The 18,861-nt window shown below is 70.8% G+C and carries 16 protein-coding genes and 1 tRNA gene; 1 reads left to right on the plus strand and 16 read right to left on the minus strand.

Annotated elements, in window-relative coordinates; all coding sequences use genetic code 11:
• Positions 1 to 366 precede the first annotated feature (366 nt).
• The 14 genes from J2Y58_RS02690 to J2Y58_RS02755 form a co-directional block, all read right to left on the minus strand.
• Positions 367 to 1,416, minus strand: a complete 1,050-nt coding sequence (locus tag J2Y58_RS02690; RefSeq protein WP_310098367.1) for a Glu/Leu/Phe/Val dehydrogenase dimerization domain-containing protein — start codon at positions 1,414 to 1,416, stop codon at positions 367 to 369.
• 93 nt (positions 1,417 to 1,509) lie between these two features.
• Positions 1,510 to 1,586, minus strand: a tRNA-His gene (locus J2Y58_RS02695).
• A gap of 181 nt (positions 1,587 to 1,767) precedes the next feature.
• Positions 1,768 to 2,487 (minus strand): type II secretion system protein N, encoded by a 720-nt coding sequence (gene gspN / locus J2Y58_RS02700; protein WP_310098371.1) that lies wholly within the window; start codon positions 2,485 to 2,487, stop codon positions 1,768 to 1,770.
• Positions 2,488 to 2,961, minus strand: coding sequence for a type II secretion system protein GspM (gene gspM / locus J2Y58_RS02705; RefSeq protein ID WP_310098373.1), 474 nt, complete (start codon positions 2,959 to 2,961; stop codon positions 2,488 to 2,490).
• Positions 2,958 to 4,058 (minus strand): type II secretion system protein GspL, encoded by a 1,101-nt coding sequence (gene gspL, locus J2Y58_RS02710; protein ID WP_310098374.1) that lies wholly within the window; start codon positions 4,056 to 4,058, stop codon positions 2,958 to 2,960. Before gspL ends, gspM begins: the two co-directional genes overlap by 4 nt.
• The gene (gspK, locus tag J2Y58_RS02715; protein ID WP_310098377.1) at positions 4,055 to 5,023 is read right to left on the minus strand and encodes a type II secretion system minor pseudopilin GspK; all 969 of its coding nucleotides are present in this window, start codon (positions 5,021 to 5,023) and stop codon (positions 4,055 to 4,057) included. Before gspK ends, gspL begins: the two co-directional genes overlap by 4 nt.
• Entirely contained in the window at positions 5,010 to 5,699 is a 690-nt protein-coding gene (gene gspJ, locus J2Y58_RS02720; RefSeq protein ID WP_310098379.1) for a type II secretion system minor pseudopilin GspJ, read from the minus strand. The genes gspK and gspJ overlap by 14 nt, the downstream gene beginning before the upstream one ends.
• Positions 5,696 to 6,193 (minus strand): type II secretion system minor pseudopilin GspI, encoded by a 498-nt coding sequence (gene gspI, locus J2Y58_RS02725; protein ID WP_310098382.1) that lies wholly within the window; start codon positions 6,191 to 6,193, stop codon positions 5,696 to 5,698. Before gspI ends, gspJ begins: the two co-directional genes overlap by 4 nt.
• A 43-nt stretch (positions 6,194 to 6,236) precedes the next feature.
• The gene (locus J2Y58_RS02730; protein ID WP_310098385.1) at positions 6,237 to 6,743 is read right to left on the minus strand and encodes a GspH/FimT family pseudopilin; all 507 of its coding nucleotides are present in this window, start codon (positions 6,741 to 6,743) and stop codon (positions 6,237 to 6,239) included.
• Positions 6,718 to 7,158 (minus strand): type II secretion system major pseudopilin GspG, encoded by a 441-nt coding sequence (gspG, locus tag J2Y58_RS02735; protein ID WP_310098388.1) that lies wholly within the window; start codon positions 7,156 to 7,158, stop codon positions 6,718 to 6,720. Before gspG ends, J2Y58_RS02730 begins: the two co-directional genes overlap by 26 nt.
• 8 nt (positions 7,159 to 7,166) lie before the next feature.
• Entirely contained in the window at positions 7,167 to 8,390 is a 1,224-nt protein-coding gene (gspF, locus tag J2Y58_RS02740; protein WP_310098391.1) for a type II secretion system inner membrane protein GspF, read from the minus strand.
• Positions 8,391 to 8,551: 161 nt separating this feature from the next.
• A complete protein-coding gene (locus tag J2Y58_RS02745) occupies positions 8,552 to 10,144 on the minus strand; it encodes an ATPase, T2SS/T4P/T4SS family (RefSeq protein ID WP_310098394.1) in 1,593 nt (530 codons plus the stop codon).
• On the minus strand, positions 10,141 to 12,360 hold the full coding sequence (gene gspD, locus J2Y58_RS02750) for a type II secretion system secretin GspD (RefSeq protein WP_310098397.1): 2,220 nt from the start codon (positions 12,358 to 12,360) through the stop codon (positions 10,141 to 10,143). Before gspD ends, J2Y58_RS02745 begins: the two co-directional genes overlap by 4 nt.
• Positions 12,357 to 13,241, minus strand: coding sequence for a type II secretion system protein N (locus tag J2Y58_RS02755; protein ID WP_310098399.1), 885 nt, complete (start codon positions 13,239 to 13,241; stop codon positions 12,357 to 12,359). The genes gspD and J2Y58_RS02755 overlap by 4 nt, the downstream gene beginning before the upstream one ends.
• Before the next feature lie 117 nt (positions 13,242 to 13,358).
• On the opposite strand from J2Y58_RS02755, the gene J2Y58_RS02760 reads away from it, so the two are divergent.
• A complete protein-coding gene (locus J2Y58_RS02760) occupies positions 13,359 to 13,988 on the plus strand; it encodes a 2OG-Fe(II) oxygenase (RefSeq protein ID WP_310098402.1) in 630 nt (209 codons plus the stop codon).
• Positions 13,989 to 14,142: 154 nt separating this feature from the next.
• On the opposite strand, the gene J2Y58_RS02765 is transcribed toward J2Y58_RS02760, so the two are convergent.
• Together J2Y58_RS02765 and J2Y58_RS02770 are read right to left on the minus strand one after the other, a co-directional pair.
• The gene (locus J2Y58_RS02765; protein ID WP_310098403.1) at positions 14,143 to 16,974 is read right to left on the minus strand and encodes a TonB-dependent receptor domain-containing protein; all 2,832 of its coding nucleotides are present in this window, start codon (positions 16,972 to 16,974) and stop codon (positions 14,143 to 14,145) included.
• A 96-nt stretch (positions 16,975 to 17,070) separates the two neighbouring features.
• The gene (locus J2Y58_RS02770) at positions 17,071 to 18,723 is read right to left on the minus strand and encodes a hypothetical protein (RefSeq protein WP_310098406.1); all 1,653 of its coding nucleotides are present in this window, start codon (positions 18,721 to 18,723) and stop codon (positions 17,071 to 17,073) included.
• Between the last annotated feature and the right edge of the window lie 138 nt (positions 18,724 to 18,861).

An 18,861-nucleotide genomic window follows, 5' to 3' on the forward strand; every position in this document is an offset into this window, starting at 1 on the left:
CTCCGGTTCCGCTTCGCTCCACCTACGCCCGGCAATGGCGGCGAAGACCACAATGCACTAACTGACAACCCGGACCACCCGGTGGGGGCTGCTCACCGGACTGCGCGGTGTTGCGCGAGCGGGAGTCTCTGTCCGCCTCGCAGGGTGGATACCGAACGATGGGTCGATCGGCTGCTTTGTGGCCGTCGGAGGATGTTCAGCGCACGACGCGGGGACCGCGCATCGTCGTCCCCGCGCAGGCAGAAATCCGGACGCGCAGCCTCGTCGACACAGATAAAACGTCAAAAATTCTGGAGGCGCGCCCGCGCGGGGATGACGGATGAGGCGGCGGCGGCTCCCCGCGCCGCACGGGTGAGCCGCCTGCGCTCAGCGTCCGATCAGGCGCTGCGCGATGCGGTCGGCGACCTCGGCGGTGGGGGCGCCGGTGGCCTCCGCTTCGTCCCAGACCTGGTTCAGCCGCGCGGGGATCTGCGCGATGCGGGCCATCACTTCGGCCTCGTCGCCGTGGCCGAGATATTCGAGGCCGACGTTGATGATGCCGCCGGCGTTGATGACGTAATCGGGCGCATAGACGATGCCGGCGTCGTGCAGCCGCTGGCCATCGGCGTGCGTCTCGAGCTGGTTGTTGGCGCCGCCCGCGACGATGCGCGCCTGGAGCGTCGGGATCGAGCGTTCGGTGAGGATCGCGCCGAGCGCGTTCGGGCTGACGATGTCGACGTCGGCGGAGAGGATCGCGTCGGGGGCGACGACGGTGCCGCCCAGCTCCGCGGCCATGCGCTCGGCGCGCGCCGGGTCGACGTCCGCGAGCGTCAGGACCGCGCCGTCCTTGGCCAGCAACCGCGCGAGACCGCCGCCGACCGAGCCGAGTCCCTGCACCGCGACGCGCACGCCCTGCATGTCGTCGCTGCCCAGCCCGCGCTTCGCGGCGGCGCGGACGCCGAGATAGACGCCGTGCGCGGTGTATGGGCCGGGGTCGCCGCCCGCCGCCCCCTGCGCGACCGGCAGGCCGGAGACGTAGCGGGTCTCGCCCGCGATCACCTTCATGCGATCCTCGGACATGCCGACGTCCTCGGCGGTGACGTAGCGGCCGCCCAGCGACTCGACGGCGCGGCCGAACGCCTTGAGTTGCAGCTCGGTGATCGTCGCACCGGGCCTGTCCGCCAGCACGACGCCCTTGCCGCCGCCGAGATCGAGCCCGGCCATCGCGTTCTTGTAGCTCATGCCGCGCGACAGCCGCAGCGCGTCGGTGATCGCGCGCGAATCGTCGGCGTAGTGCCAGAAGCGCACGCCGCCGGCCGCCGGCCCGAGCGTCGTCGAATGCACCGCGATGACCGCCTTCAGCCCCGATGCGGGATCGGTGAACAGGTGCAGCCCCTCATGGCTGTCGAAATCGGGATAGTCCCAGACCGAGGTCATCGTCTCTCCAGTGCGCGCGACGTTAAATTACGGGCGCACGCAATAATCTTGTCCGGCGCGAATTGCCAGCAAGAAACGGACATAAAGAGGAGATGGGGCGATCGACGGGACTTGAACCCGCGACCCTCGGTACCACAAACCGATGCTCTAACCAACTGAGCTACGATCGCCGCGAAGGCCGTGCCCCTAGCGGCAGTGCGGGCGGTTCGTCAACATTGTTCTCAAACTCGCGAAGGAGCGAGTTTGATGGACGGCGCCGGCCCGCTCCCCCACCCGACCTCCCGTTCAGGATACGCTGTGGGAGGTCGGGTGGGGGAGCGGGCCGGTGCCGCCAGACGCGTCAGCGACGCGTCAAAAGCGCCCGTCTACGGTGAAGGTGCGCGCCGCGCCGTTGGCGGTGAAGCCGGCGCCGTCGAGCCGCGCGCCGATCGTCGGGTCGGTGGGGATCAGCGTCAGTTCGGCGCGGTAGCGGCCGTCGGGCCACATGCGCAGGTTGACGCCCTCGCCCGCGCCGCTGGCCAACGGAAGCAGCAGCGCGCCCGCGTCGCAGCGCGCGTTGCCGCTGAGCGCGCCGGGCAGCGGCTGCCCCAGGAACGCGCCGGCCAGCGTCGCGCGGACGCGACCCTCGGCGGCCTGGCAGGTGCCGTCGACGAAGCGGACGGTGAGCGCGTCGAGGTCGAGCGCAGTGACGGGCAGCGGTGCGAAGGCGTTGCCCGGGGATAGCGGGCCGGTGGCGTCGATCACCGCGGCGCGGTTCCGCCCGATCTCGACCGTGCCGGACAGGCGCCGCGCGGGATCGTCCGACTCGCCCGCCAGCGCGATGCGCGCGCGCCCGATCAGCAGCGCGAACGGCGAAAGGCCGGCGTCGAGGTCGCCGAGCGCGATGTCGCCGAAGCGCGCCTCGACCAGCCGCCCCGACCACAGGCTGCCGGTGACCTCGCGCGCGGTGAAGCCCTGCCCGTCGAGCCCGCCCCAGCCGAGCGCGAGGCGCAGCGGCAGGAACGCCAGCATCGCGACCGCGAAGAAGGCGAGGAACAGCGTCCGGCGACCGGTGGCGAGTGATATGCGCATCTAGCCCCCTCGCGCGCGCAGCGTCATCGTGGCGGTGACGCTGCCCGCGCCATTGCCGGAGACGCTGAGCGCGTCGACCAGCACGCCCTCGCCCTCCAGCGCGGCGATCCATTGCATCAGCGCGCCGGCGCGCGCGGTGGCGATTGCGACGCGGATGCGGCCGGGCGCCTCGACGTCGAGGCTGGCGAGCGTGAAGCCCGCGGCATCGGCGCGCGCGCGGACGATGTCGGCGAGCGGCGCGGACAAGGGCGTCGCGCGGCGTTGCAGCGACTTGACCTGCGACAGGCCCGCCTGCGCGGTGCCGAGGCGGATCACCGCATCGGTATAGCGCTCACGCGAGGACGACAGGCCATTGCGGACCGGGAGGATGATCGCGCCCCAGACGAGCGTCACGGCGGCGAGCGCGGCCATCACCAGCAGCAGGCGGCGTTCGCGTAGCGAGCGGCCGTCGAACCAGGTTTTCAGGGCGTTCATGGCCGCACCGTCATGTCGCCGGTGAGGCGGCCGGCCGATTGCTGGAACACGCTCGATTCGACGGTGAAGCCCGCGGCGGCGAGCCGCGACTTGACGGTGTTGGCCTGCGCCTCGCCCGCCAGCGACAGCGAGACGCGCAAGGCGCCGTTGGGTTCGAATTGCAGCGCGGTAACCTCGCTTTCGGGCACCGCCTCGACCACGGCATAGACCGCCGCGGCGGTGCGGGTGAACCCCTGCCCGGGGCCGCGCAACGCCGACAGCCGCTCGCCGAGCATCCGCGCCGCATCGCCCTCGCCGGTGCCGCGCGGCAGCGCCTGCCGCGCGATCGCGGCGGCACGCCCCTCGATCGCGTCGGCGCCGAAGGAGTAGCGCATGATCCGCACGACATCGATCGCCAGCGTCGCGAGCAGGATGAGCCCGGCGAGCACCGCGAGCCGGCGGACCAGCGCCCAGTCGATCGCTGCGCGGCGGCGACGGCGCGCGAACGCGCCCTGTCGCAGATCGATGACCGGCGCGGCGACCGCGCCGATCGCAGCGGCGCGCACCGCGTCGCGGTCGAGCGCCAGCGGCGGCTCGCCGCGCGTGACCAGTCCGGTCAGCAGCGGATCGTCGGCCCAGCCGGTCGTCCGCCCGCGCACCACCGCCTGCCCGGGCAGGTCGGCACGGACATAGCCCTCCTCGGGCTCGGGCAGCAGCAGCGGCGCGGGGACGACCGCGGCGGGATCGACGCCGCGCTGCGCCAGCGCCGCGAGCCACGCGGCCATGCGTGACGGCGCGACCACCGCGATCGCGCGCTCGCCGCCACGGTCACCGGCGCGCTCGCGGCCGACCGCGACGTGGAGGTCGTGCGCGGGCTCGGCGGTGGCGTCGCTGACCACCACGCGCGCCGCCGCCAGCGCCTGTGCCGGGGAGCGCGCCGGCAGCGTCGCCCAGTGGAGCGTCACCGCATCGGCGGGCGCGACCGCGACGACATGGTCGTCCACGCCGACCTCGGGCAGCCCCTCGCCCTCGTGCTCCACCGCATCGTCCCGGATCCGCCACCAGCGCCACGGCTGCGAATCGTCGGGGGGCAGGAAAAGGAGCGTCGCGGCGGTCATGGTTCGTCCCCCCATTGCCGCGTCACGAGCCGGACGGGAAGGGTCCGCGCGTCGATCAGCCCTTCCTCGTGCAATTCCGCGCCGCCGTTGGTGACGTCGATGCGCAGCGCGAACCAGGTGGTGGTGACCCCGGTCTGCGACTGCGCGCCGATGTCGGTCGCGCCGCCCGCGCTCGCCGCCTGCGCCCAGAACTGCCCGGCCTGCGCGAAGCCGCCGGGCGGGCGGCGCAGCAACAGCCCCTGCGCCTGCGCGACGCCCATCGTGTCGGGCAGCAGCATCGCGAGCAGCGGCGCCTGTTCGGGAAGCAGGGTGTTGACGTTCAGCACCGACTGTTTCGCGATCGGCAGCGTGCAGACCCACGGGCGGATGATCCGGTACGCCTCGGGCGTGACACCGCGGACCGCGCGCAATTCGCTGGGGTCGGCCATCAGCGTGCCGGCGGTGCGATAGCCGCGGTAGAACTGGTTCTCCGCGCCGCCGGGCAGCGGATCGTCGTCGCTGTCGATCCAGTCGGCGGTGGCGAGCGCGACCGCGTCGGCATCGGGGACGCGCAGCAGGCGCAGGAGCCGCTGGAAGCGGACCAGCGCCTGCCCGTTGACCAGATAGGCGTTGCCGAAGCCGAGCGTCACCAGCCCGTTGAGGTTGAAGCAATTGCCGCCGTCGGTGACGCGCGCGGTGGCGGTGCCGCCGGGGATCGGCAGGCCGAACGGCCGCCCGCTCCACCCGCCGGTCAGCGCGACGCGGTCGCGGGTCTGTTGCAGGAGCGTGGTCACGCGGCGGGTCGCCAGCGTCTCGGCGGCATAGGCATAGCCGCGCGCGGCATCGAGCGCGACGGCATTGGCCGCGAGCCGCGTCGACAGCCGCAACCGCTCCAGCGCGGCCGCGGCCATGACCGCGATCACCGCGACCAGCAGCAGGACGGTGAGCAGCGCTGCCCCGCGCTCGCGGGGTCTAGCGCGGCGCATCGCCGCTGCCCGGAGTCGCGGTGGGGGACGTGGTCGGACGGTTCGCGGGGCCGCCGTCCTCGGCGGTGCGCGGCGCGCCGGTGCCGACCAGGAACAGCAGGCGGTACGCCTGCCCGCCGGCGCGCACCAGCGTCAGCTCGACCGCCTGGGGAAGTGCGGCGCGCTCGTCGCCCTGCCACGTGTCGCTCCACGCGCCGAGATAGCGGAAGCGCAGCCGCACCTCCTGCACGCGGTCGACGAGCAGCGCGGCCGGCAAGGGCGCGGCGCCGTCGAGCGCGGGATAGGCCACGCGTTCGATCCCGTCGGCGGTCAGGCGGTATTCGACCTTCTGGAGGCTGGCGCGCGGCGCCTGATCGGGGTTCGCCCAGCCGCCGCGCACCAGCCGCAGGATCGGCTGCGCGTTGCGGTCGCCGGAGAAGGCGGGGAAGAGCGTGCCGGCGGCGTCGCGGGTCGGGCGGTCCTGCGCCTGCGCCATGTCGGCGGTCATGATCGAGACGAGCCGGTTGAGCGCGGCATTGTCGTCGAGCGCGGCGCCGGTCACCCCTTGCGCACGGACGCTGAACGCCAGCAGCGCGACCCCCGCCGCGGCGATCATGCCGAAGATCATCAGCGCGATCATCACCTCGACGAGCGTGAAGCCGGCCTCTCGGGAGCGGGCGCGCGGGCGACGGGTCATGGGCCGGCCCTGACCTGCGACACCGGGGCGGGTGGCGGGCGGACCATCGTCGCGCGGCCCATCACCGCGCCGCCCGCGTCGCTGACCGCGACGTCGATCCGCTGCACATCGCCGTCGCCGAGCGGCTGCGTGTCGCGCACCCAGGTCCAGCTGCGCCCGCCGGCCTGCTCGACCCCGCCGGCACGTCCGCGCGCGGGCGGCTGCGCATCGGTGACCGCCTCGATCGCGACGTTGCGCGCCACGATCTGCGCCAGAAGCGTCGAGGTGACGAAGCCGGTCGAGCGGATCGTCTGCCCCTCCAGCCGGATCAGCGCGAGCGCGGCAAGGCTGAACACGACCAGCGCGACCATGATTTCGATGAGGGTGAAGCCGCGTTGCGTGAACTGCCAAACCCGTTCGCACCGAGCTTGTCGAAGTGCGTGTTTCGGGCGCTCCGCTTGAGGCACGTGCTTCGACAGGCTCAGCACGAACGGGGTGGTTGCGTCAGTCTCCACGCCGCTGGTCCGGGAGGTCGTGAGGCGGCACACCGCGCCCCGCTCACCCCGCGACACGGACGGTTCCATCGGCCTCGACCACCACGTCGGTGCGCATCCCCTCACGCGTGAGCGTCACCGTCATCGCGCGATCCGCCAGCCCGGTCGTGTCGAAGGTCAGCCGGTCGCGCGCGGGGCCGACCGCGGCGGTGCCGGGCCTCCATCGTTCGACCGACAGGGGGCCGTCCATGGGCGTCCACGCACCGCCGCGCCACTGGTCGTAGCCATAGCCGCCGGGCGTGACCCACAGGCTGACCGGGCGCGCCTCGACGATGGCGGCGTCGTGCGCGGCGCGGGTGCGGACCGCGAAGCGCGTCGCCTCGTCCATCAACCGCCCGCGCGTATCCGGCATCATCAGCACCGCCGCCGCCGACGCCAGACCGATGACGGTGATGACCACCATCAGCTCGATCAGCGTAAAGCCGGCCGCGCGACGGCGCGCGGCCGCCCCGGCGAACGCCGGGGTCCAGGCAAGGGCGCGGCGCTTACTGCCAGGATCCGATGTCGGCATCGATCCCCTGCCCGCCGTCCTTGCCGTCCGCGCCCAGCGTCCAGATGTCGGCGGCGCCGTGCTGCCCCGGCGAGGCGTAGAGATAGGCGCGACCCCACGGATCGTCGGGCAGCCGCTTCACATAGCCGCCCGCCTGATAGCGTGCCGGGTCGGCACCGGCGGGGGCGGTGACCAGCGCCTGGAGCCCCTGCGTGGTCGTCGGGTAGCTGCCCATCTGGAGCCGGTAGAGTTCGAGGCCCTGTTCGATCGTCGCGATGTCGGCCTTCGCCTTCTGGATACGCGCGGTGTCGCCCGAGGGCAGCACGTTGAGCGCGACGATCGTCGCGAGCAGGCCGATGATGACGATGACCACCATCAATTCCACGAGCGTGAAGCCGTTGCGCTTCTTCCGGCGGTTCTTCGTTTCGGTCGACATAGGCATTCTCATTGTCCGGCCAGCGTGTTGAGCTGGAGGATGGGGAGCAGGATCGATAGCACGATCGTCGCGACGATCGCGCCCATGATGACGATGATGAACGGCTCCAGCAGCGACATGGCGGTGGCGGTGAAGCGGTCGAACTCACGCTCCAGATAGTCGGCGGCGCGCTCCAGCATCTCGTCGAGCCGCCCCGCCGCCTCGCCGCTGGCCGCGAGGTAGACGAGCAGCGGCGGGAAGACGCCCGCGCGGCGCATCGCCGACGACAGGCTGCCGCCGCCGCGGATCGATTCGGTGATCTCGTCCGAAGCCGCCTTCAACCGGCGGTTGTGGATCGTGCCGGCGGTGAGGCTGAGCCCTTCGAGCAGCGGCAGGCGGCTGGCGACCATCGTCGAGAGCGTGCGCGCCATGCGCGCGGCGTGCAGGTCGCGCAGCAGCCGCCCCAGCAACGGCACGCGCAGCAGCCACGTGTCGAACGCGAGCCGGATCGGCGGCTGGCGGAGCGCGGCCCAGGCGCCGACGCCCAACCCGATCAAGGTGAGGAGCATCAGCCACCACCAGCCGACGAGCACGTCGGACAGCCCGATCACCAGCCGGGTGAGCAGCGGCAGTTCCTGCCCGACGGTGTCGAACTGCTCGACCACCTGCGGCACGACGAAGGTCATCAGCGCGAGCACGACGCCGAGCGCGACGGTGGCGAGCACCGACGGGTAGGCCATTGCCGTCAGCAGCTTGCCGCGGATTTCCGCCTGTCGTTCGAGCAGGGTCGACAACCGCTCCATGATCTGCGGCAACGTGCCCGACCTTTCGCCGGCCGCGACCATCGCGCGGTAGAGCGGCGGAAAGCTCCTGGGCTCGCGCGCCATCGCGTCGGCGAGCCGGCGGCCCTCGACGACCGCGGTGTGCACCGTCTGGACGATCGCGCGGACGCTCTCCTGCTCGGTCTGGCGGGTGATGGTGCGTAGCGATTCCTCGAGCGGGGAGACGCGGTTGAGGGTGGCGAGCTGCCGGGTGAACAACGTCAGCTGCTTGCCCGACATCTTCGCGCGGCCGAGCTCGAGCCCAAACAGCGGGCGGGTGCGCGCCTGCGGGGTGGTGCCGGGTTCGAGGCGGACGACGTACAGCCGCTTGCGGTCGAGCGCGGCGCGCGCGGCGTCCATGTCGGTGGCGGTGACATGGCCGCGCGTCTCGTTGCCGCGGGTGTCGATGGCGAGATAGTCGAAGTCAGCCATGGGCGGCTCTTCGAGGGGAGGGAGGACGGGCGGGACCATGCGTTCCAAACCACTTGCCCCGTTCGTGCTGAGCCTGTCGAAGCACGTGACAGAGGCGGAGCGCCTGGAACACGCACTTCGACAAGCTCAGTGCGAACGGTTCAGATATGTGGCCCACCAGCTCAATGCGCATTGGCGATCGCGACTTCGGCGGCGTCGGCGTTTTCGCTGCGCGAGACGCGGATCGCTTCCTCGGCGGTGGTCTGGCCGTGCTCGACCAGCCGGCGCGCGGCGGTGGCGAGCGTGTCGTTGTTGGCGAAGGCGTGGCGCGCGATCGCGTCCTCGTCGCCGCCCTCGTTGATGAGGCGGCGCACCACCGCGTCGACGCGCACCGCCTCGTACACGCCGATCCGGCCGCGGAAGCCGGTGCGGTTGCACTGTTCGCAGCCGACCGCTTCGTACACGGTCGCTTGCGGATCGATGCCGAGCAGCGGCGCCACCGTGTCGGCAGCCGGCACCGGCCGCGCGCAATGCCTGCACAACCGCCGGACCAGCCGCTGTGCGATGACCGCGCGCAGCGTGGAGGCGAGCAGGAACGGCTCGACCTTCATGTCGCGCATGCGGGTGATCGCGCCGACCGCGTCGTTGGTGTGGACGGTCGACAGCACGAGGTGGCCGGTCAGCGACGCCTGCACCGCGATCTCCGCCGTCTCGCGGTCGCGGATCTCGCCGATCATCACCGTATCGGGGTCCTGGCGCAGGATCGCGCGCAGGCCCGCCGCGAAGGTCAGCCCGACCTTGGCGTTGACCTGCGTCTGGCCGACGCCCTCCACCGCATATTCGACCGGATCCTCGACGGTCAGGATGTTGCGGCTGCCGTCGTTCAGCAGGCGCAGCGCGGCATAGAGCGTGGTTGTCTTGCCGCTGCCGGTGGGGCCGGTCACCAGCACGATGCCGTTCGGCTCGGCGATTGCCTCGCGCAGCAGCGCGTACATCGGCGCGCTCATCCCGAGCGCGTCGAGGTCCATGCCGGCATTTTCCTTGTCGAGGATACGCAGCACCACCCGCTCCCCGGCGCGGCTGGGCAGGGTCGAGACACGGACGTCGAGCAATTTTCCGCCCAGCGTCAGCCCCATGCGCCCGTCCTGCGGCACGCGCCGCTCGGCGATGTCGAGCCGCGCCATGACCTTGATGCGGCTGACGACGACGGGGGCGACGTGCGGCGGCATGCGGAGCGTTTCGCGCAGAACGCCGTCGATGCGCATCCGCACGACGAGCCCGGTTTCGTAGGGCTCGATATGGATGTCGGACACGCCGTTGCGCGCGGCATCGGCGATGATGCCGTTGATGAGCCGGATCGCTGGCGCGTCGTCGGCGGTGTCGAGCAAATCCTCGGCGGTCGGCAGTCCCTCGGCCAGGATGTCGAGTTCGTCGCCCATCCCGACCGCGGCGGCGGCGGTCGCCTGCCCGTCCATCGCGTAATTGTCGCTGAGCAGCCGGTCGAAGGCGGCGGGCTGCACCACCGCGACGTCGAAGGCGCGACCGAGCACGCGACGCACCTCGATCAGCGCGCGCGGGTCGCTGCCCTCGCGCAGGGCGACACGCAAGTCGGGGCCGGCGGGATCGAGCACGACGCCGAACTTGCGCGCGAAGGCATAAGGGAGCGCGACCGGCGGCACGACCGGCACGACCTCGCCCAGCACGGTCGCGCCGTCCGGCGGTGGCGGCAGCGGGTCCGCCGCGGCGTCGATCTCCGCTCCGGTGCGCAGGATCATTTCCGCTTCCTGTCCCCCGTGATGACGGTGGTCGAGTTGCGATAGACCGGCACGCCGACGCGCGGGTCCTCGATGCTGCCCGGCTGGCCGGCGGGGGGCAGCGGCGGGGCCGCGCCCATATAGTCGCGCACCAGCTCGTCGATCGAGGGTTCGGCGGCGGGATCCTGCAAACCCTGTTGCAGGCGGAGGTAGCCGTAGCGCCGCTCGGTCACGCGGCGGTTCTCCTCGGCCGAGCGGATCACGGTCGGGCGGATGAAGATCATCAGGTTCGACTTGGCGCGGGTCTTCGCACGGCTGCGGAAGAGGTTGCCGAGCACCGGGATGTCGCCGAGCAGCGGGATCTTCTCGATCGTGCGCCGCTCCTCGTCCGACAGCAGCCCGCCGATGACGCCGATCGCGCCGTCGTCGACGGTCAGCACCGTCTCGACCTCGCGCTTGTTGAGGATCAGGTCGGAATTGTTGCTGCTGACCGGTCCGGCGATCGAGCTGACCTCCAGATGCAGGTTCATCTTGATCGTGCCCGACGAATTGACCTGCGGGCGGACGTCGAGCCCGATGCCGACGTTCTGGCGCTGCGTCGTGCGGAAGGCGTTGTCGAAATTGTTCGACAGCGCCTCGCCGGTGGTGATCGGAATCTCCTGCCCGACGAGCGTGTGCGCCTCCTGGTTATCCAGCGTCATGATCTGCGGCACCTGGAGCAGGTTCGACTTGGTGTCGCTCTTCACCGCATTGATGATCGCGCCGAAGATCGTGCTGCCGACCTGCCCGCCGAACCCGCCGAACCCGCCCTGCGAGCCGATGATCGAGCTGATCGCGGATTGCGTCAGCTGGTCGCCGCCGGTCGGGTTGTTCACGGTCTCGGTCCGCGTGCCATCGGGGGCGGTGACGATCGTGCGCGTGCCGCCCAGCTGCCGCGCGCCCACCGCGCCGGCGATCTGGAGGATGTTGGGGGCGGAGTTGCTGAAGGTCGAGGCGGCGAACGCGCCGCCGTCGATGTTGCCGAGCAGGAATTGCGCGCCCAGGCGATTGACCGTGCTGTCGGAAACCTCCGCCACGATCGCCTCGACGAGCACCTGCTGGCGGCGCTGGTCGAGCTTCTGGATCACGTCGGAGAGCTGGCGCTGCACGTCGGCGGGCGCGGCGACGACGATCGCGTTCGCCCCGGCATAGCGGGTGACGACCGCGGCGGTACGCGCGCCCTCGCCGCGGATCGCGGCCTGTTGCGGCTGACCGCCCGATTGCTGCGCACCCTGCTGCTGCGGCTGGCTGCGCGTGGCCGGCTGGGGCGTGGCGCCGACGCCGGTTGAACCGGTGCTCGACGTGCTGAGCCCGGTGCGGCTGAGCCCCTGTTCCTGGACCGTGTCGGGCGCCTGGCCGACGAGCTGCTGGAGCACCGGCAGCAACTGGTTCGCGTCGGCATTTTCGAGGAAGACGACGCGGATCTCGGTGGCATTGCGTGCGCTCTGATCGAGTTCGCGCGCGAGATTGGCGAGGCGCGCGACCGTCTGAGGATCGCCGCGCAGCGCGACCGCGTTGCTGCTCTCGATCGCGACTGCCGAGGCGCCGCCGGTCGCCGCCGCCGCGCCGCCCTGCGCGCCGCCGCCGATCAGGCCCGTGAGCGCGGTGGCGACTTCGCTGGCGCGTGCGTTCTTCAGCGCGACGATGCGCGTCGCCGACGTGTCGGCGTCGATGCGACGCACGACCTCGCGCACGCGGCGGACGTTGTCGGCGAAGTCGACGACGACCAGGCTGTTGCCACCGCGATTGGCGGTGACCGAGCCTTGCGCGCTGACCAGCGGGCGGACGGTGTCCACCGCCTGCGCGGCATCGACCGAGCGGAGCCGGATAATCTCGGTCACCAGCTGGTTGCGCGCCGCGCCGTTGACGCCGATGCGGCCGGGCTGGCTGGCGGCATTGTCGATCGGCTGGACGCGGAACGCGCCGTTGGCGGTCGGCACCGCGATCAGCGCATTGGCGCGCAGCGTCGAAAGGAAGACCTCCAGATATTCCGAGCGCGACAGCGGGCGGTCGGTGACCACGGTCACCTTGCCCTGGACGCGATTGTCAATGATGAAGGTGCGCCCGGTCACCTTGGCGGCATCGGCGATGAAGGCGCGGATGTCCGCATCGCGAACGTTGAGCGTGGTCTGCGCCAGCGCGGGCTGCGCGGCGGCGAGGAGGGCGATCGGCGTCAGGAAGGTGGCGGAACGGTTCATCGTGCTACCGGAATGGTGAGCGGCAGCGGCTGTCCGCCGCGCTCGACCGTGAGGGAAAGGGTGCCGCCCGACGCGCGCGCGCGGGTGAGCAGGTCTAGGTCGCCGGCACCGGTGATCTCGCGCCCCGCGACGGTGGTGATGACGTCCCCGTCGCGCAGCCCCGCGGCGCGGAACGCCGCCCCGCCCTGCCCGCGCACGGTGACGCCGTTGATCTTGCCGCCCTCGATCCGCGGGATCGCGTTGATTTCCGAGCGGAGCTGTTGCGGCGACACGGTCGCGCCGCCGGCCGCCGGGCCGCCGCCGCCGGGCGAGTCCGGCGGCGGTGCGGTGCCGGGCATGACGGGAGGCGAAACGGGGGCGCCGCCGACGCCCGGCGTGGCGGCAGTGCTGGTGGTGCCGCCGCCCGACTGGTCGAGGAACAGGTCCTCGCTCTGCCCGCCGCGGTCGAGCGTGACATGGTCGAAGGCGACCGACTTCAGGATCACGCCGGGCGCGACCTCCTCACCGATCGCCACGCTTTTCTGCACGCCGTCCGGCCCGGCGATGATCGCCGCGCCGCGCGCCTGCGCGCTGTCCATGCGCGTGCCAAACAAGGTGAGCTGGAGCGAGGTGACCGCGCTCGGCCCCTGCGGCTGCGCCTGCCCGCTGACGCGGTAGAAGGGATCGAAGCCCGCCAGCACGCCCGCGGCGTCGGCAGGCACGGTCGGCGCGGCGGGCACCCAGGCGCCGAGCGGCGAGACCGGGGTCAGCACCACCCAGGCCAGCCGCGCGCATTGCACCGCCAGCGCCGCCAGCAGCACCAGCTCCGCCGCGGAATAGATGTTCACCACGGGCAGCCGCCGCAGGATCGCCCGTGCGCGGGCATCGAACTTCAAACGCATCGCCCAGGCCAACTCCCCGCGAACGGCCGTTAGGTAAACCATATTACGGGCCTATTGCGGCTTTGTGTAATATTTCTGTGCTTGGGCGCGCGCCTTCACCTGTGGCACTGACGCCGGATGGCCACCGATCCGATCGCCGCGCACCTCGCCAGTCTGCCGGGTATCCAGCGGCTGCCGAGCCCGAAGCTGACCCTGTTCGTCAAGCGCGGGTTCCTGGACGCCGACACCTGTACGCGTCTGATCGCGCTGATCGACGCGGGACGGCGGCCGTCGACCATCGCCGACCCGAACGGCGACACCGCCTTCCGGACCAGCGAGACGTGCGACCTGCCCGCCACCGACCCCGTGGTCGCGGCGCTGGATGCCGCGCTGGCGGCGGCGACCGGGCTCGACCCGCGACACGGCGAGCCGATCCAGGGACAGCGCTATGCGGTCGGGCAGGAGTTCAAGGCGCATACCGATTATTTCGAGCCGAACGGCGCGGACTTCGCGCGCTATTGCAGCGTGGCGGGCAACCGGACGTGGACCGCGATGATCTACCTCAACGAGCCCGAGGCGGGCGGCGCGACGCGCTTCAAGGCGGTCGACAAGACCATCCAGCCGGAAACGGGCAAGCTGGTGTGCTGGAACAACTGCCGGAGCGACGGGACGCTGAACCCGGCGACGATCCACCACGGGATGAAGGTGCGCGCGGGGACGAAATATATCGTCACCAAATGGTATCGCGAGCGCCCGTGGGGCTGGTGACGATGTGACCGGCGGGGGTGTTGCAGGCCCCCCGCCCCCGCCGTCATCCCCGCGGCGGCGGGTATCCAGAACCACTGACCTGTCGCTTCTATCGACAGACCTGCGCGTCTGGATTCCCGCCTGCGCGGGAATGACGGGAGGATAGGTCGCCGCCTTAGAACGTGACGTTCGCGCCGAGGGTGAACAGCCGGCCAAGGCGATAGCGGTTGATGTCCACGCGGCTGCCGTTGTCGAAGGTCTGGAACTCCTGATAGCGCGTGCCGGTCAGGTTGCGCATCTCGGCCTTGATCTCGACCTTCTTCCCCATGAAGTCGACGCTCTGGCGCGCGACGAAGTCGAGGCGGATGCCGGGCTTCTCGATGATGTCGGGCTGGAAGCCCGAACCGCCGAGCAGCGACGGGCCGCGGTTCGTCACGCGCTCGCTGGCGTAGTTGAACAGCAGCGTCGCCTGCGTACCGTTGTCCTTGTCCTCGAAACCGAGCTGGACGTTGACGAGATGGTCGGACTGGCCCGTCAACGGCGCGCCGTCGCGGAACAGGCTGGCGGCCGGTGCGAAGTTGGTCGGGCAGCCGCCCAGCGTCGTGCCTTCCAGCACGCCCGGGACGCAGCTGTTGTCGGCGGTGATCGCCGACTGAGTCCAGGTATAGTTGGCGATCACGACCGCGCGCTTGCCCGCCATGCCGTCGGAGATGAAGTCGAGCGGGATATACTTCTGCGCCTCGATCTCCGCGCCGTACAGCTTGGCGCGCGGCAGGTTGGTGAAGCCGGTCTGGAGCCGTGCGTCGGGCGTCGGGAAGAAGCCGACCTGCTCGATCGGATTGTCGAGCCGCTTGTAGAAGCCGGCCAGCGTGATCCGCTGGTCACGCGCGAAGAACCATTCGTAGCGCGCCTCCAGATTGTAGAGTTCCGAGTCCTTCAGGCGCGGGTTGCCGAAGAACAGCCGATCCGATTCGAAGTCGCGGAACGCCTGCGGCGCCAGCTCGCGGAACTGCGGACGGGCCAGCGTCTTCGATGCGGCGAGGCGCAGCTGCATGTCCTGCGCGAAGTTCCACGTCAGCGTGGCGGCGGGCAGGAAGTAGTCGTTCTTCAGCCGCGTACCGGTCGCGCCGACCGGCGTGACGCGCTGCGTGGCGGTTTCATAGCGGACGCCGACGATCGCGCGGACGCCGTCGAAGGCCTCCGCCTCGGCCTGCACATAGCCGGCGTGGACGCGCAGCAGCGCGTCATAGGCGTAGGAGCCGTTCTGACCGGCGTCGAAGCGCATCTGCACCGCGGTCTGCGACGGATCGCCCGACCCCGGCACCGGGCAGCCGTTCACCACGTCGGGCGACAGCAGATAGTCGGGGCGCAGCAGGTTGCACGGGAACGGGATCGCGCCGCCCAGCGCCGTCTGGTAGACGAACGGCAGGCGGGTCGAGGTACGGTCGTTCTCCGAATAATAATAGCCCGCCGACAGCGTCATCGGCCGTTCGCCGTCGAACTTGTAGGCGACGTCGGCCTGCCCCGAATACAGGTCCTCGTTCAGCTCGCTGAACACCACGGTCGCGAAGCGATCGAAGGCGTTGGTCGCCTGCCACACCCCCGGGCACGTGATGCCGCGATCGCTGGCCGGCGCATTGCCGAGGTCGACGTTGAGCGAGGTGTTGCAATTGTAGATGAACTGCCGCTCGTACGGCGAATTGCGCTGCGAATTGGCATAGGCGCCGCGCAGGTCCACCGACAGGCCGTCGACCGGCTTGAACTCGCCGACCAGCTGCGTCTCGATCAGCTTGCGCTCGAACCAGCTGGTATTCTGCTGGAACAGCGGGTTGCCGCTCGAATTGTTGTAGACCGTCGCCGCCGAGGCGCGGCCCTGCTTCAGCGTGTCGTGGATGTAGACGTTGGTCCAGCGCACGCGATTCTCGCCGAACTCCGCACCGAAGCCCAGCAGCCCGTTCACGACCGCGCGATTGTCGCTGATGACGGTGTCGAAATCGTTGCGGATCGTGCCGTCGTCGCTGATCGTGTCCTGCTGCACCGCGTCGCGGGTGCGCCAGTTGTTCGACACGCCGACGCTGCCGATCAGGCCGACGCGGGTCGCCCCGATGTCGCCGGTGACGCCCAGGTCGAGGCTGCCGGAATAATTGGCAGGAATGTCGCTGTTGCGCTGGAGCAACGTGGTGCGCGCGTTCGACATCTGCAGCACCTGTGACGGCGTGATCACGCCGGTGCTGCTGGTCGGCGCCTGCTTGATGAAGTCCGGCACGTTGCGCTCGCCGCCATCATAGCCGAGCCAGTCGGTCTTCGAGCCGAAATAGGTGTAGCCGAGGCGCCCGGTGGTCTCGGTGTCGATCCCGCCCGAGGCCCCGACGGTGAAGAAGTTCTCGTCCGGGATCGCCTTCGTCGTCAGGTTGATGACGCCGCCGCCGAACTCGCCGGGATAGTTCACCGAATAGGTCTTCTGCACGAGCGCCGAGCCGACGACCGTGGTCGGGAAGATGTCGAGCGGGACGGTGCGGCGCAGCGGCTCCGGGCTGGGCAGCGGCGAGCCGTTGAGCAGCGCCGAGGAATAGCGATCGCCAAGCCCGCGCACAAAGACATAGCCGTTGCCGACCACCGACAGGCCGGTGACGCGGGTCAGCGCGCCGGCGATGTCGCCTTCGCCGGTGCGCGCGATGTCGGCGCTCGACAGGACGTTGACGACCTGCGCGGTGGCGCGGACCGCGTTGGGAATGTTGCGCCCGACGACGACGATGTCGCCCGCGGTGCTGGTGTCGACGCCGGGCGCGGAGACTTCGGCCTGGTCGTCGGCGCCGTCCTGACCGGGCACCGCGGCGTCGGTCGCCTGCTGCTGCTGCGCGGGCGCGGATTGCGTCCCCGTCGAGGTAGTGCTGGTCTGCGGCGGCCCGGCGGGCGCCGAGGGAGCGGGTGCGACCTGCGCCAGCGCCGCGGGGGCGACCAGCGTGGTCGTCAGGAGAAGGAGCGAGGCAAGGGTGCGCTGGCGCATGGTCGGGTCTTCCGATCGAAGGTCATAAAAGCGTGCCCGGGGCGGCGCGGTGAGGCGCTCCCCGGGCTCCGCCGAGCATCAGGGCCTAGAAGCGCCTCAGCGGCCCTGGCACTGGAAGTAGACCGAGTTGAAGGTCGGCGGGCCGACGTCCTGCAGCGCGCTGTTCGCCGGGCGGATGGTGGTGCGGTCCGCACCGGTGCCCGCGCCGGCGACGACGTTGAGGCAGGCCTCGCCCGACGGCGTCTTCACGATGCCGTTGACGAAGGCGAAGTCCGCACCGCCGCGCAGACGGATCGCGGCGACCGGGTTCTGCGTCGAGGCGGTCTGGATGAAGGTGAAGTTGGCGTAGCGGCCGTAGGTGCGCGGCAGCAGGTCTTCCTGACCGTTCGAGTCGATCTCGGTCGCGAACGAGTCGTTGGTCGCGCCGTTCGCCTTCTGCGCGGCGATGATGAACTGCATGAACCCGCGCCAGCCGTTGTCGACGTCGAAGCCGTCGTCGTCGGCGCCGGTCACCACGAAATACTTCAGGTTGGTGGTGCCGCCGAAGATCTCGATCCCGTCGTCGGCCGAATTGTGGCTCTGGACGTGGTCGATCGTGGTGCCCGATCCGGTGCCGCCGAGCGTCAGGCCCTGCAGCTCGTTGCCCTCGCTGATCGCGATGCCGGTGTAGCGGATCTGGACATATTGCATCGTGCCCGAGCTGTCGGCGGCGTTGGTGCCGCCGTACAGGCGACCGGTCACACCCTCGATCGCCTGCTGGCACGGCGCGGCAGCCCCGGTCGAGAGACCGTCCGCGGTGTTCGGGCCGGTCCCGGTGGCGCAGACCGCGGTCGGCGCGCGGCCGAGCAGGATTACGCCGCCCCACAGGCCCTGCGACGAGTCGGACACGCCGTTGGCCGTCAGGTTCTGCTGCGCGGTGAAGACGATCGGCGCATCGGCGGTGCCGACCGCGTTGATCTTGCTTCCCCGGTTGACGAGCAGCAGGTCGTTGGAGGTTTCGCTCGAGTCGGCCGCCAGCACAACGCCCGGTGCGATCGTCAGGGTCACGTTGCTGGTACCGTCGACGCCCACCTCGGTCTGGCCGCGGAAGCGATAGACAAGGCCGGGGATCTTGGCGAGCGTCAGGTCGGCGGTGATGACCTGCGGCAGTCGGCAGTAGCGGAACGTTGCGGGGTTGCTCGCCGTGTTCGAGTTGTTCAGCCCGTCGTCGGTCAGACCGGCCGGGCACGACGCCGCAGGCGTGCCGCTCCCGATCGCCGGCACCGCAGTGCATGCCGTGCTGTTCAGGAAGCTGGCGCTCGACGAATTGCAGGTCCAGCCCGAGAAAGCGTTGTCGTTCGGGCCGCTGAGCGCGCCGACGTAGCTGGTGTTCTGGAGGAAGGCGGTGTTGCCGAGCACCGTCTGCGGGTTGCTGGCGGTGGCGAGCGAGGTGCCGCTGGTCGGGTAGACGCCGCTGAGCGTCGCGCCGAAGCCGTTGACGTTGTTGTTGGTGCCGGCGTTGACCAGCGCGAGTTGCTCGTCCGACGTGATCGTCACGCCCGATTGCGTGGTGGGGGCGGCGAACTGCGCCGCCGTCAGCGGGGTCGGCGTGGCGGTCCCGGTCGGGGTCGGCGTCGGCGCCGGCTGGTTGATGGTGACGGGCACGCTGCCCGCGCCCGGCGAGGCGACGTCGTCGGCACCGCACGACGCAAGGAACAGTGCGGCACTGGATGCCAGCAGAATCTGGCTGCGGCGGCTGAAGCTGACCATCGACTCACTCCCTTGGAATTCGGACCCATCCCCGGGGCCCCGGACGAGTCGGGCGCGACTGCCCGCTCGTTCGTCGGAAGCGCCGCTAGGCGGCGGCCGTGACAACTGAATGGACGTTCGAAGACGGTTGCGTGACGC

The organism is Sphingomonas sp. BE138 (assembly GCF_031456125.1).
GTDB lineage: Bacteria > Pseudomonadota > Alphaproteobacteria > Sphingomonadales > Sphingomonadaceae > Sphingomonas.